Here is a 14,025-nt window from a genome sequence, read left to right as displayed (position 1 = left end):
GGTACTGATTTTACAGCAGACCGCAACGTCGTTTGCTGCGCTCCTCCGCCTGTCGGTATAGTTCAAACTCATCCTGCACCGGGCAGCCCAGAGCTGCCTCAAACGCCTCGCGACTGGCGTTCCCGTGGCTGCGCGCCTGGGTTTCGTTGCCCAGATTGGACTGAAAAATGCCCGCCGCGCTGACCGGTAAAAAATCTTCATAAATAATCGGCTGGGCGACCACCCACCCGCGCTCAATCAGCGGCTGCGGATCGTCGCCCGGGCGAAACGCCTGGCGATGTGCCTCACCCGTGGGCGTCAGGCGGTAGCGAAACCAGGCCAGCCCCTGCTGACGGAGCAGAAATTCGCTGTCGGGAAATTCGCTAAACACCTCCTGTAGATGCTGCTGGTGGCTGAGATTGTCTTTCCCGGTTCCTGCCGCCTGCAGCAGCCGATCGTACAGCGCGCGCCCTTTCGGCGTCAGCGCCACGCCCCGCTGCTCAATTTCGCCAAAGCGGGCGCTATGGGTGCCTCGGTGTTCTCCGGCGAACATCACCGGCTCCTCAAGCGCCTTAAAGCTGGTCTGCCGCAGGAGGATCGGGACCTCCCGGCGCGGTGGCCCTTCAATCAACGCTTTGGGTTCAATACCGCACTCCGGCATCAGGGACTGGACGCGGTCAATATCCAGCGTCCGCGGCGTGAGATGGTTGATATGACACCCCGGGAAACAGACCACATCGGCAATCAGGCGGTGCTCGCGATGCAGAGCATGGTAAGTCTCCTCATCGACGGTGGCTTGCCGGTGCCAGCGGAACGTCTCCAGCGCCTCCTGGACAAACTCGCGCGCGTCGGCAGAGGTGAATTCGCCCTCTGCTTCATACTGCGCAATCAGCGCCAGGCAGCGGGGGGTGAAGATTTTGCGCCGCGCGAGGATCGCCTCGGCCCGCTCGCGCAGGGCGCGATTTTCAATCAGCTCCAGGCGCAGCAGCGAGGTGAAAATCCGAAATGGATTGCGCGCCAGCGCGGCATCGTCGATGGGACGAAACGCCGTGGAGTGGACCGGCACGCCGGCCTGCGAGAGATCGTAATAGCTAACGGGATACATTCCCATGATGGCAAACATGCGACGGAGCGTCGCCAGTTCTTCCGCTGTGCCCACGCGAATCGCGCCGTGGCGCTCCACGTTTAAGCGCGCCAGCTCGTCAGCGTTAGCGAGCTGTTCATGCAGCTGCGGATTATTTTCCAGTACCGCCAGGTTGACGTCAGCCACCAGCTCCAGCAGCGTTCCGTACTGCGGAACTTCCTGCTGGTACATGGCCGACATGGCCTGTGAAAAGTGCTCCCGAATCTCATCAGCCGTGATGGTGTTCGCCATGATGTGTTACCTCCAGTGAATACTTCCTGGAGTGTAGGAAAGCTGCCTCGCGGCGGGGGGAAGAATTTACAAACTGTGATGGCGATAACCTGCCGCCGGCCCAGGTCATTGCGCAAAACATAACCCATAGTTATGAAAAACACCCGGTAATTTCACTTTAAATTAACAATGCATTTACACACACTGCTTCTGGCGACATTACAACAATATGCCCCTCTACCGTCTACACGGAGTACCCTATGAACGACAAATGGTCCCCACGTGAGGTTGTCCATCGCGATTACAGTAGCCACCCGCCCGCTTACGCGCCGGGCTATAAAACCAGCGTCCTGCGCTCGCCAAAAAACGCCCTCATCTCTCTGCAGAACTCGCTGTCAGAGATCACCGGCCCGGTATTTAGCCGCGACGACCTCGGCCCTCTGGATAATGACCTAATCCTGAACTATGCCAAAGAAGGCCTGCCTATCGGCGAGCGGATCATCGTCCACGGTTACGTGCGCGATGGATTCGGCCGACCGATGAAAAATACGCTGGTGGAAGTCTGGCAAGCCAATGCTGGCGGTCGCTACCGGCATAAAAAAGATCAGTATCTGGCGCCGATTGACCCGAACTTTGGCGGCTGCGGCCGGGTGCTTACCGATGAAAACGGCTATTACTGTTTTCGCACCATCAAACCCGGCCCCTACCCCTGGCGCAACCAGGCCAGCGACTGGCGTCCGGCGCATATCCATTTTTCTCTCTCGGGCGACGCCTGGGCCCAGCGCCTGATCACCCAGATGTATTTTGAAGGCGACCCGCTGATTAAGCAGTGCCCGATCGTCAGGACTATTAATAATGACGACGCCGTGCGCACGCTGATCGCCGAGCTGGACATGCACGCCGCCGTACCGCTGGATTGTCTGGCCTACCGCTTCGACCTTGTTCTGCGCGGCCACCGCGCCACGCTGTTTGAAAATCGCACTCAGGGGGCCGCCCGATGAAAGAGTATCTGCCTGAAACCGCCTCGCAGACGGCGGGACCCTATGTTCATATCGGCCTGGCGCCGGACGCCGCAGGCTTTCATATTTTTGAGAAAAATTTTGGCCCGGTCCTCACTACCGCCGATACCGCCGGGGAGCGCATCACCATTGAAGGCCGGGTTATCGACGGCTCCGGGACGCCGGTCCGCGATGTGCTGCTGGAGATCTGGCAGGCCAACGCCGCGGGTCGCTATAACCATCCTGACGATCGTCAACAGCAGAAAGCCGTCGACCCGGCCTTCCGCGGCTGGGGGCGTACCTGCTCTGATTTCACCTCCGGCATTTGGCGCTTTGAAACCATCAAGCCGGGTCCGGTGGTCGGTCGCGATGGCCGGCTGATGGCGCCGCACGTCAACCTGTGGGTGGTGGCGCGGGGGATCAATATTGGCCTGAATACGCGGATGTACTTTGCCGATGAACACGAGGCTAACGCCAGCGACCCGGTGCTGAATCTCATCGAGTGGGAGGTGAGGCGCAAAACCTTAATCGCCGAGCGCGAGGTTCGCGGTACGGAAGTGGTCTATCGTTTTGACATTCATCTGCAGGGCGAGAACGAAACCGTCTTTTTCGATATTTAGCCGTCGCGGTGACCACCACCTTCGCCCCGGTTCTGCGGGGCGAAGGCGTTTTCAACCACAGGGAAAGATCTTGTCATGTAACCAACTTAAATGTTAATAATATTTTGCTATCTGGTTATCAAATTTAAACAAGTCCGCTTGTCTCTTTCACCGCTGTGTTTTTAACATCATCTTACTATGGAAAAAAATGGTCTCTTCAGTCAGCGCATTCGCTTGCGCCATCTACACACCTTCGTGGCCGTCGCTCAACAGGGAACGCTGGGGCGCGCGGCTGAAACATTAAATCTGAGCCAGCCAGCACTCTCGAAAACGCTTAACGAGCTAGAACAGCTGACCGGTACCCGGCTGTTCGAGCGGGGTCGTCTTGGGGCGCAGCTAACCCTGGTCGGCGAACAGTTTCTGACGCATGCCGTTAAGGTGCTTGACGCCCTTAATTCGGCCGGCCAGGCGCTGAACCGCAAAGAGGGCCTGAATAACGACATCGTGCGCATCGGCGCGCTGCCCACCGCCGCGCTGGGGATCCTGCCGACGGTGATCGGCCAGTTTCACAAGCAGCAAAAAGATATCACGCTGCAGGTCGCCACTATGAACAACACCATGCTGCTTGCCGGCTTAAAATCCGGGGAGATCGACATCGGCATTGGACGTATGTCCGACCCGGAGCTAATGAGCGGGCTGCATTACGAACTGTTGTTCCTTGAATCCCTGAAGCTGGTGGTTCGCCCGGGACATCCCCTGCTTCAGGAGACGGTGACCCTTAGTCGGGTGATGGAGTGGCCGGTGGTGGTCTCACCTAAAGGCACCGTGCCGCGGCAAAACGCCGAAGCGCTGCTCCAGAGCCAGGGCTGTAAGATGCCCGCCGGCTGCATCGAGACCCTCTCCGCCTCCCTGTCGCGCCAGCTGACGGTGGATTTTGACTATGTCTGGTTTGTCCCTTCCGGGGCGGTAAAAGACGATCTTCGCCGTGGCGTGCTAACCGCCCTGCCGATCGCCACCCAGGGCGCCGGAGAGCCCATCGGCATTTTAACCCGCGTCGATGCGACACTGACTCCGGGTACGCAGACGCTGCTCAGCGCTATCCGTAAGTCCATGCCTGCCTGACCCCCTTTCTCCCCGGCCCGCAGCGGCCGGGGAACCTGCAAACGCGCCGACGCCGCTCCCCATAACGTTAGACATATTCGGCAAAATAATCATTTAGTGCGAAATTATTTATTAACATTTGCGCAAACTTCTTTAACAGATCTATCATGTCTCGATTTCACCAAATGGTTCACTCGAAATCTAATCAAGCAACAAATACAGTTTTATGAAGGTTAAAACCACTTCATTCAAAAATGATTCAATAGCAAAATGTTTCATTTGGTTCACAGTGAGGTGGCTGGTGTGGTTAAGGAGATTACATGGCAACTGGCAATGCGCCGCGCGGATTCCCCCGGATCCTGCAGTGGCTTCTCGCCGGACTGATGCTCATCATCGGTCTGGCTGTGGGTATTCTTGGGGCAAAACTGGCCCTCGTCGGCGGTACACTGTACTTCGCGCTGATGGGCGTGGTCATGGTCATCGCGGCGGTGTTGATTTTCCGCAACCGCCGCGGCGGTATTCTGTTATACGCCGTGGCGTTTATCGCCTCGGTGATCTGGGCGATTAGTGACGCTGGCTGGAACTACTGGCCGCTCTTCTCGCGCCTGTTTGCGCTCGGCGTACTGGCCTTCCTGGCCGCCCTGGTCTGGCCTTTCCTCGCCAGCCCACCGGCGAAAAAAGGCCCGGCCTATGGCGTCGCCGCCGTTCTCGCCGTGGCGCTGGCGGTGAGCTTTGGCTGGATGTTCAAATCCGCACCGCTGGTCAGCGCGACTGAAGCGGTACCAGTCAAGCCCGTCGCGCCAGGCGAACAGCAGAAAAACTGGGCGCACTGGGGTAACACCACCCACGGCGACCGTTTCGCCGCCCTCGACCAAATCAACAAACAAAACGTCAACCAGCTGCAGGTTGCCTGGGTAGCGCATACTGGCGATATCCCGCAGAGCAATGGCTCCGGCGCGGAAGATCAGAACACCCCGCTGCAGATTGGCGATACTCTCTACGTCTGTACCCCTTACAGTAAAGTGCTGGCGCTGGATGTGGACAGCGGAAAAGAGAAATGGCGCTATGACTCCAAATCCTCTTCACCCAACTGGCAGCGCTGCCGCGGCTTAGGCTATTACGAAGATAGCCAGGCGCAAACCGCGCCAGCGGCAGGCACGCAGCCGGCCGCCTGTTCCCGTCGTCTGTTCCTGCCGACCATCGACGCCCGCCTGATCGCCATTGATGCCGATACCGGCAAACTGTGCGAAAACTTCGGCGATGGCGGTATTGTCGACCTCAGCGTCGGCATGGGTGAAGTGAAAGCGGGTTACTATCAGCAGACCTCCACCCCGCTGGTGGCGGGCAATGTGGTGGTGGTGGGCGGCCGCGTCGCGGATAACTACTCCACTGGCGAACCGCCGGGCGTGGTCCGCGCGTTTGATGTCCACACCGGCAAACTGGCATGGGCGTGGGATCCGGGCAATCCAGCGCTGACCGGTGTTCCGCCGGAAGGCCAGACCTACACGCGCGGTACGCCAAACGTCTGGTCGGCGATGTCCTACGACGCGAAGCTGAATCTGATCTATCTGCCCACCGGCAACGCCACGCCAGATTTCTTTGGCGGCGAACGTACCGCGCTGGACGATAAATACAGCTCCTCTATCGTGGCTGTGGATGCCACCACCGGCCAGGTGCGCTGGCACTTCCAGACCACACACCACGATCTGTGGGACTTTGACCTGCCGTCTCAGCCGCTGCTGTACGATCTGCCTGACGGCAAGGGCGGCACCACCCCGGTGCTGGTGCAGACCAGCAAGCAGGGCATGATCTTTATGCTCAACCGCGAGACCGGCGAGCCGGTGGCCAAAGTGGAAGAGCGTCCGGTGCCGGCGGGCAACGTCAAAGGTGAACGCTACTCGCCGACGCAACCTTACTCGGTAGGGATGCCGATGATCGGCAACCAGACGTTGACCGAGTCCGATATGTGGGGAGCGACACCGATCGACCTGCTGCTGTGCCGTATTCAGTTCAAAGAGATGCGCCATCAGGGCGTCTTTACCCCGCCAGGTGAAGATCGTTCCCTGCAGTTCCCGGGCTCGCTCGGCGGCATGAACTGGGGCAGTGTTTCGCTGGATCCAAACAACAGCCTGATGTTTGTCAACGATATGCGTCTGGGCCTGGCCAACTATATGGTGCCGCGCGCGAAGGTGGCGAAAGACGCCAGCGGGATCGAGATGGGCATCGTGCCGATGGAAGGCACGCCGTTTGGCGCGATGCGCGAACGTTTCCTGTCGCCGCTGGGCATTCCGTGCCAGAAGCCGCCGTTCGGCACCATGTCCGCGGTGGATCTGAAAACCGGGAAACTGGTGTGGCAGGTGCCGGTTGGCACCGTAGAAGACACCGGGCCGCTGGGCATACGTATGCACATGCCAATTCCAATCGGCATGCCGACCCTTGGCGCATCGCTGGCAACGCAGTCCGGACTGCTGTTCTTCGCCGGCACCCAGGATTTCTACCTGCGCGCCTTTGATACCGCGAACGGCAAAGAGATCTGGAAATCGCGTCTGCCGGTCGGCAGCCAGTCCGGCCCGATGACCTACGTCTCACCGAAAACCGGTAAGCAGTACATCATTATCAATGCCGGCGGCGCCCGCCAGTCACCGGATCGCGGCGATTACATCATCGCCTACGCGCTCCCAGACCATCACTGATCGACATACACAAAAGGGCCCATCCGGGCCCTTTTTTTATGGGTGACGATTCGCCTTCAGCGTCGGCGATTACTGGTCGCCAAAGTGGATCACGGTGCGAATCGATTTACCTTCATGCATCAGATCAAAGGCCTCGTTAATCTGCTCCAGCGGCAGGCGATGGGTAATAAACGGATCGAGGCGAATTTTACCCGCCATGGCGTCTTCCACCATTCCCGGCAGCTGACTGCGCCCTTTTACGCCGCCGAAGGCGGAACCGCGCCACACGCGGCCGGTCACCAGCTGGAACGGACGGGTCTTGATCTCCTGCCCGGCGCCGGCTACACCGATGATCACGCTCTCACCCCAGCCTTTATGGCAGCACTCCAGCGCCGCGCGCATCACATTTACATTGCCGATGCACTCGAAGCTGAAATCCACCCCGCCGTCGGTCAGCTCAACAATCACATCCTGAATCGGCTTATCGTAGTCGTTCGGATTGATAAAATCGGTCGCGCCCATCTCTTTAGCGAGAGTGAACTTATCCGGGTTGGTATCAACCGCCAGAATGCGCCCGGCCTGCGCCTGCACCGCGCCCTGGATCACCGCCAGACCAATGCCGCCCAGACCAAAGACCGCGACGCTATCCCCGGCCTTGACCTTCGCCGTGTTATGCACCGCGCCGATACCGGTGGTTACGCCGCAGCCCAGCAGGCACACTTTATCCAAAGGCGCCTGCGGATTGACTTTCGCCAGCGAAATCTCGGCGCAAACCGTATATTCGCTGAAGGTGCTGGTGCCCATATAGTGATAGATCGGTTCGCCATTGTACGAGAAACGAGTGGTGCCGTCAGGCATCAGTCCTTTACCCTGGGTGGCACGCACCGCCTGACAGAGGTTGGTTTTACCCGACTTACAGAATTTGCACTCGCCACATTCGGCGGTATACAGCGGAATGACGTGATCGCCCGGCTTAAGGCTGGTGACGCCCTCGCCTACTTCCACGACAATCCCGCCGCCCTCATGGCCCAGCACCGCCGGGAAGACACCTTCCGGATCGTCACCGGAGAGGGTGAAGGCATCGGTATGACACACCCCGGTGTGGGTGATTTTCACCAGAACTTCGCCTTTTTTCGGCGGCGCGACGTCAATCTCAACGATTTTTAACGGCTGACCGGGGCCGAAGGCCACTGCTGCGCGTGATTTCATAACTGTCTCTTCCTCGTCGTGATGTTATTTTAAATAGGATCGTAGCAGATGACCGACCTCTGCCATTCTCGCGGCCCGCTGCTCAGGGGTGGTGTCGCCGCTGACCAGCTCGTCCTGCAGGTGGATCTCCACCATTTCGCCCATCAGGCCGTTCGCCGCCCCGCGAATCGAGGCGATCTGCTGCAGAATAGTCATACAGGGCTCGCCGGACTCCAGCGCGCGCTCTAGGGCTTCGACCTGGCCGCGGATGCGTCTTACGCGGCTGAGCGCCCGTTTTTTATCTTCAGGTGAATGTGGCACGATTACGCCTCCGTATCATATAGGGGGGTATACTATATTCTATTAGCGGTGAAGGCAAAAAAAACCCCGTCGCGGGACGGGGTCAGGAAGTGAAAGAGGATGATTTAGCGCTTACGAGGCATCATTCGCAGCAGAGTATTATCCTTCCACCAGTAATGATGGAGCAGCGCGGCGAGAGCATGCAGGCCAATCACAAAGTACCCGGCATTGGCCAACCATTCATGGATCGCCTTCAGGGTATCCACCCGCTCAAAATCGCTCTGCGGGGCATACGGCATGGTCAGACCAAAGGCATACCAGGGGTTACCGCGCCAGTACATCATCACCATGCCGATCAACGGCAAGGCAATGAACAGCAAATAGATCGCCAGGTGACCAAGATGGGCGAAACCGGTCATCATCGGCGATGGTTTCGGTACGATCGGCGGCGCCGGCGATTTCAGCCGCACCAGCAGACGCGCCACCATCAGCACGAAAATGGTGATCCCGCAGGAAACATGCACCATATTAATCAATGGCCGCTCACTGCGGGGGAAAAACCCGCGCAGCTCCATCGCCGCATAGGCTACTACTACCAGCAAAAAAACCAGCCAGTGAATCCCAATCTGCAGGCCGGAATATTTATCGCGCATGGCATATCCTTTATGGAAAGTATGATGCTGCCAACATAGCGGCGTTCCCTTAAATTTTCATTAACCTTTACGTAGAATTAACAATTGATTACCGCTTTCTGCCGAGCCGCTATACCACGCTTAGCGCACGCTCTTTCCTGGCCGAACGACAAACCGTCCACCGGTCATTACAAAATTACACAGTTTTGTTACTTACCGCGCTACTGCCGCCGCTATAGTACAGAATGTCTGGCAGACCACACGGCCCTGGGAGATAAGAATGAAGGAAATCGGCTTACCGTTATTGCTACTGACCGCGCTGGCCAGTCCGGCTTTTGCTGCAGACTGTCAGCCAAACGGCATTGGCGGCTCTTTTTGCATTAACGATGACGGTACGACTACCGACACGGTGCCTAACGAAGTCAACGGCATGGATACGTACTCGAATAATGGCGGCTATACCAGTTCCCTGCCCGATCGGTCAGGGGCGGATGAAGCACTGGAAGGTTCATCGCTGTCGACGCAGCAAGTCGTCGGCAGCGGACAGAGCGACAGTGCGCTGGCGGGTCGCGACTGGCATTCGCCCGCCAATTTGAATGATGGCGCCGCCACCTCCAGTATGAGCCTGCTGGATAAACCCTGAGGCCAGCGGCTAAGCGAGACTCCAGCCTGCGGCGCCGATGGCGAGGGCGAAAAGCAGGCAGGCCAGCGCCGTCTTGCGTAACAGCATGGTATAGAATGAAATTGCGACGCCAATGAATACCACCAGCAGAATCGGCCACATGCTTAATAACAACAGCAGAAAACCCTCAATATTGTTATGGATTACGCTCTCCACATCCGCATCCTTGCCTCATCGTCGATAAAGTTAGCAGAATTTAATATGTAACATGAATACATTCAAATAAAATATAATTGTAAATGGTTATGCACCGCCTCCTGCGGTTGGCGGTGGGTCACTTTCACGCGTCCGGAGCTTTGGCATCAGAAGCACAGTTCGCAAAAAAACACGTCAGGATTGTTCCATGACCCTTTAGCGGTACGCTCGTATTCTCGCTGGTATCCTGCAAATTCTTCACGCCATTATTCGGCGCGGGTATCTGACACAATGCGCCGGCGATGACAGTCGCCTGGTTGCAGTTTATCCCCCTGAGCGGAACGCACATCCAGATACGGAAGGGGCTGGCCGTGCGCGTTATCCAGCAGGACCGAATAGGTTTCCCCTTGCTCAAACATATAACGCTCTCCCCATTGCCGCAGCGCCACAACTATGGGAAACACGGAGCGCCCCTTTTCAGTCAGGACATATTCCTTGTATGCGCTGCCATCCGATGCCGGTAAAATCTCGAAAATACCGATATCAACCAGATGCTTCAGCCGCGAGGCAAGGATATTTTTGGCCAGCCCCAAATTTTTTTGAAACTCGCTGAATCTCCGCACATCGTCAAATGCTTCGCGGATAATCATCAGGCACCAGCGTTCACCAATTGATTCCAACGTTCTCGCCACCGGACATTCACTGGTTCTAAGTGATTCCTGCTTTGCCATCTGCGCGCTCCTTATCAATTTATCTACTGATCTAGCTTAATCCTCACCTTTACCAGTTGCAAAAAAAAACCACTAAGGCTAATTCTATAGGCACACTAGTTTTAAAAAGCAACCAGACAGAGAATCTCTTATGAAATGTAAGGCAAGTAGATGTACCGGCCAAAGGATCCAAACTGCGTCAGTCCCTGACACGATGCTGACCACAGGGATAACGGCGTTGTTTTCACTAACCTGCGCGCTGGCAGTAGCCAATGTTTATTCAGCACAGCCTTTACTCGACTCGATGGCGGTCAGCCTGAAGGTGTCGCCAGGCATTATTGGCAGCGTCATCACCGCTACGCAGGCGGGCTATGCCATTGGCCTGCTGTTCCTGGTTCCGCTCGGGGACTGGTTGAACCGTAAATACGTGGTGATGAGTCAACTGTTGCTTTCAGTAGCGGCGTTAGTCGCGGCAGGGTTATCCCCCAATATAGCAACGCTGCTTGGCGCCATGCTGATCGTCGGCCTGATGGCCGTTGTGGTGCAGGTGCTGGTGGCCTGGGTGGCAATACTGGCGACGCCGCAGAAACGAGGCCAGGCGGTGGGTACCCTGACCAGCGGCATTGTTTCAGGCATCCTGTTATCTCGGTTTATCTCAGGCGCGATAGCCGATATCGCCGGCTGGCGAGCCGTGTATCTCACGGCTGCCTGTCTGATGTTGATGATTGCCGGGATCGTCTGGAAAATCATGCCTTCGCCCCCGCAGCAGCCGCAGCCGCAAAAGCCGACTTACCTTTCCTTATTGAAGTCCGTGTTTCAGCTGTACCTCACCGAGCCGCAACTGAGAAAGCGCGGGATCCTGGCGCTATTTATCTTCGCCGCTTTCAGCATGCTATGGACGACCATGGTCATGCCGCTCACCGCCCTTTCCCTCTCGCACACCCAGACGGGGATGTTTGGCTTAGCCGGCTTCGCTGGCATGCTGGCCGCCGCCAGAGCGGGCAAGTGGGCTGACCAGGGATGGGCTCAGCGCACTACCGGCCTGGCGCTGGCGCTGCTGACCATTTCATGGCTTCCTATCGGCTATGCCGAAACCTCTCTGCTTTGGCTGATAGCTGGCGTCATTGCGCTGGACTTTGCGGTACAGGCCGTTCATGTCTCCAGCCAGAGCCTGATCATTGCCGCCAGGCCTGCAGCGGCAAGCCGCCTGGTTGGGGCTTACATGTGTTTTTATTCGCTGGGCAGCGCGGCAGGGGCTATCGTTGCCACACAGCTTTATTCCCACTGGGGATGGCAGGCGGTCTGCCTTGCGGGGGCCGCGGTCAGCGCGTGTGCATTTCTGATCTGGTCAGGATCGCGTCAATCATGATATTCGTTCTGCGTTTTAAAAGGGCCAGTCAAAAAGACCGTAACACTGACCTGATTGCTGCCAGCTATTTGTATCGCATACATTTTTTCAATGCTTTTGAACAGTTATGTTCATGTTGTATAATGACGTGCACTTTAACTAAAAAAAGAGTGCGACCATGATTGATTCCTCATTGCCATTAACCGACATTCATCGTCATCTTGACGGTAACATCCGGGCCCAAACCATCCTCGATCTTGGCCGCGAATTTAATATCGCTCTTCCCGCAACCACCCTCGACAGGCTGCGTCCTCATGTCCAGGTCACCAGCCTTGAGCCCGATCTGGTTAGTTTCCTCGCCAAGCTCGACTGGGGGGTAAAGGTCCTGGCCTCGCTGGAAGCCTGTCGCCGCGTGGCGTATGAGAACGTCGAAGACGCGGCGCGAAATGGCCTGCACTACGTTGAGCTGCGCTTCTCTCCCCGCTATATGGCGATGACCCACCGGCTGCCGGTCGACGGCGTGGTAGAGGCGGTAATTGCCGGGGTTCAAGAGGGATGCCGCGATTTCCAGGTCGACGCCCGGCTGATCGGTATTCTGAGCCGCACCTTCGGCGAAGCCGCCTGTCAGGAAGAGCTGGCGGCGCTGCTCGCCCACCGCGAGGGCATCACTGCCCTCGACCTCGCCGGCGATGAGCTAGGCTTCCCGGGTACGTTGTTCCGCAACCATTTTAACCAGGCCCGCGACGCCGGGTGGCATATCACCGTCCACGCGGGCGAAGCGGCCGGCCCGGAAAGTATCTGGCAGGCCATACGTGAGCTGGGCGCGGAGCGCATCGGCCATGGGGTTAAAGCGGTAGAGGATCCAGCCCTGATGGACTACCTGGCCGAGCACCGCATCGGGATTGAATCCTGCCTGACCTCGAACGTGCAAACCAGCACCGTGGCCTCCCTGGCCCAGCATCCGCTGAAGCAGTTCCTTGAGCACGGCGTGCTGGCGAGCCTCAACACCGACGATCCGGCGGTCCAGGGTGTGGACATCATTCACGAGTATACCGTGGCGGCGCCGGCGGCAGGGCTGAGCCGGGAGCAGATCCGTCAGGCGCAGATCAACGGCCTGACCCTGGCGTTCCTCGGCGAACAGGAAAAAGCCGCCCTCATTCAGCGGGTTGCCAAAGGCTGATAACCGGCCCGGCAGCCGTGCTGCCGGGCTCCTCCTCAGACCAGGCTGAGCGTGGCGCGATGTCTGGCCGACTCGATACCCAACTCAATCAGGGTCATTATCTGAATCGCCTCGCTGGCCGGGACCGGGTTTTCCCCTACGCCGTTAAGCGCGTCGCGGATAGCGGCATAGTAAGCGGGATAATTACCCGGTAGCGTCAGCCATTTCTCCTGACTACGTTCATCCCCTTCCGCACGGGTCAGGGTACCGTCGCGCATATCATATCCCCAGTCCTCCTGCGGCAGCCGTTCACCGTTTTTTAGCCGCTCCTCCTGCGGGTCAAGGCCGTACTTAATATAGCTGGCCCGCGAGCCGTGGACGATAAAGCGCGCGCTCTCCGCGGCGGCGAGTAACGTACCATGCAGTACTACCCGCCGCTGCGGATAGGCCAGCACGGCGTGAAAATAGTCGGTGGATTGCGCGCCGGGCCGAAGCTGCGCGAGGTCCACCGTGATGCTTACCGGCAGGCCAAACAGCACCACGACCTGGTCGAGCAGATGCGGCGCGAGGTCATACCATATGCCGCTGCCAGGACCTGCCTGCTCACGCCAGCGCTGGCGCACCTGTGGTCGGAAGCGATCGAAATGCGACTCGAAGTAACACACCTCCCCCAGCTGACCTTCGTTGATCAACGCGCTGACCGTTAAGAAATCGCTGTCCCAGCGCCGGTTATGAAACACCGAAAGTATCCGACCGCAGTGCTTCGCCAGGCTTTCCAGCTCGCGAGCTTGTGACAGTGTCACGGTAAAGGGTTTATCCACCACAACATGCTTTCCCGCCTCCAGCGCCGCTTTCGCCAGCGGAAAGTGGGTGTCGTTCGGGGTGGCGATGACCACCAGATCGATATCCGGGTCGTCCAGCAGATCCCCCGGCGCACTCATTACCTTCACGCCAGGCCAATCGGCATGGACCTTATCGGCGTCGCTGCTGGCGACCGCCTTCAGCGCCATACCCGGCGTGCCGCCGATCAACGGCGCATGAAACGTTTTGCTGGCGTAACCGAACCCCACCAGCCCCACCCGGATCGCATCGCTCATCTTACCGCCTCGCTTATGCAACTGATATCAACACCAGGTTAATGAGAATAATTTTACAAACCGTGAGCAAA

14 protein-coding genes are annotated in these 14,025 nt (G+C 58.0%); 7 read left to right on the top strand and 7 right to left on the bottom strand.

Features of this window, described 5'->3' with window-relative positions; genetic code table 11:
• Positions 1–10: 10 nt before the first annotated feature.
• The gene (locus OHJ17_RS11470; protein WP_002907549.1) at positions 11–1,354 is read right to left on the bottom strand and encodes a 2-oxoadipate dioxygenase/decarboxylase HglS; all 1,344 of its coding nucleotides are present in this window, start codon (positions 1,352–1,354) and stop codon (positions 11–13) included.
• A gap of 239 nt (positions 1,355–1,593) precedes the next feature.
• Here OHJ17_RS11470 and pcaH point away from each other — a divergent pair, with 239 nt between their 5' ends.
• From pcaH to OHJ17_RS11450, 4 genes are all read left to right on the top strand, one after another.
• Positions 1,594–2,334, top strand: coding sequence for a protocatechuate 3,4-dioxygenase subunit beta (gene pcaH / locus OHJ17_RS11465; protein WP_002907552.1), 741 nt, complete (start codon positions 1,594–1,596; stop codon positions 2,332–2,334).
• On the top strand, positions 2,331–2,951 hold the full coding sequence (pcaG, locus tag OHJ17_RS11460) for a protocatechuate 3,4-dioxygenase subunit alpha (protein WP_004184258.1): 621 nt from the start codon (positions 2,331–2,333) through the stop codon (positions 2,949–2,951). The genes pcaH and pcaG overlap by 4 nt, the downstream gene beginning before the upstream one ends.
• Before the next feature lie 177 nt (positions 2,952–3,128).
• Positions 3,129–4,052, top strand: coding sequence for a LysR substrate-binding domain-containing protein (locus tag OHJ17_RS11455; RefSeq protein ID WP_004143800.1), 924 nt, complete (start codon positions 3,129–3,131; stop codon positions 4,050–4,052).
• A gap of 299 nt (positions 4,053–4,351) precedes the next feature.
• On the top strand, positions 4,352–6,724 hold the full coding sequence (locus tag OHJ17_RS11450; RefSeq protein WP_032424194.1) for a membrane-bound PQQ-dependent dehydrogenase, glucose/quinate/shikimate family: 2,373 nt from the start codon (positions 4,352–4,354) through the stop codon (positions 6,722–6,724).
• 69 nt (positions 6,725–6,793) lie between these two features.
• Here the strand turns inward: OHJ17_RS11450 and OHJ17_RS11445 are convergent, their stop codons facing one another.
• From OHJ17_RS11445 to cybB, 3 genes are all read right to left on the bottom strand, one after another.
• Positions 6,794–7,912 (bottom strand): S-(hydroxymethyl)glutathione dehydrogenase/class III alcohol dehydrogenase, encoded by a 1,119-nt coding sequence (locus tag OHJ17_RS11445; protein ID WP_004143804.1) that lies wholly within the window; start codon positions 7,910–7,912, stop codon positions 6,794–6,796.
• Positions 7,913–7,936: 24 nt separating this feature from the next.
• A complete protein-coding gene (locus OHJ17_RS11440) occupies positions 7,937–8,212 on the bottom strand; it encodes a metal/formaldehyde-sensitive transcriptional repressor (RefSeq protein WP_002907563.1) in 276 nt (91 codons plus the stop codon).
• A 104-nt stretch (positions 8,213–8,316) separates the two neighbouring features.
• Positions 8,317–8,844 (bottom strand): cytochrome b561, encoded by a 528-nt coding sequence (cybB, locus tag OHJ17_RS11435; protein ID WP_002907640.1) that lies wholly within the window; start codon positions 8,842–8,844, stop codon positions 8,317–8,319.
• Positions 8,845–9,103: 259 nt separating this feature from the next.
• Here cybB and OHJ17_RS11430 point away from each other — a divergent pair, with 259 nt between their 5' ends.
• A complete protein-coding gene (locus tag OHJ17_RS11430) occupies positions 9,104–9,466 on the top strand; it encodes a hypothetical protein (RefSeq protein ID WP_002907642.1) in 363 nt (120 codons plus the stop codon).
• A 9-nt stretch (positions 9,467–9,475) separates the two neighbouring features.
• Here the strand turns inward: OHJ17_RS11430 and OHJ17_RS11425 are convergent, their stop codons facing one another.
• Both OHJ17_RS11425 and OHJ17_RS11420 read right to left on the bottom strand, forming a co-directional pair.
• Entirely contained in the window at positions 9,476–9,661 is a 186-nt protein-coding gene (locus OHJ17_RS11425) for a hypothetical protein (RefSeq protein WP_002907644.1), read from the bottom strand.
• Positions 9,662–9,906: 245 nt separating this feature from the next.
• Positions 9,907–10,290 carry a winged helix-turn-helix transcriptional regulator gene (locus tag OHJ17_RS11420; RefSeq protein ID WP_020802132.1) on the bottom strand — a complete coding sequence of 128 codons (384 nt, stop codon included), beginning with the start codon at positions 10,288–10,290 and terminating at the stop codon, positions 9,907–9,909.
• Between the two features lie 274 nt (positions 10,291–10,564).
• On the opposite strand from OHJ17_RS11420, the gene OHJ17_RS11415 reads away from it, so the two are divergent.
• On the top strand, positions 10,565–11,719 hold the full coding sequence (locus OHJ17_RS11415) for an MFS transporter (RefSeq protein ID WP_032433146.1): 1,155 nt from the start codon (positions 10,565–10,567) through the stop codon (positions 11,717–11,719).
• Positions 11,720–11,876: 157 nt separating this feature from the next.
• Entirely contained in the window at positions 11,877–12,878 is a 1,002-nt protein-coding gene (gene add, locus OHJ17_RS11410; protein WP_023278948.1) for an adenosine deaminase, read from the top strand.
• 35 nt (positions 12,879–12,913) lie between these two features.
• Here add and OHJ17_RS11405 read toward each other — a convergent pair whose 3' ends face one another.
• Entirely contained in the window at positions 12,914–13,954 is a 1,041-nt protein-coding gene (locus tag OHJ17_RS11405) for an oxidoreductase (protein ID WP_002907650.1), read from the bottom strand.
• Between the last annotated feature and the right edge of the window lie 71 nt (positions 13,955–14,025).

The sequence above is a fragment of the Klebsiella sp. KP20-425-1 genome, assembly GCF_025813515.1.
Classification (GTDB): domain Bacteria; phylum Pseudomonadota; class Gammaproteobacteria; order Enterobacterales; family Enterobacteriaceae; genus Klebsiella; species Klebsiella pneumoniae.
This window is presented reverse-complemented; position numbering and strand designations above follow the sequence as displayed.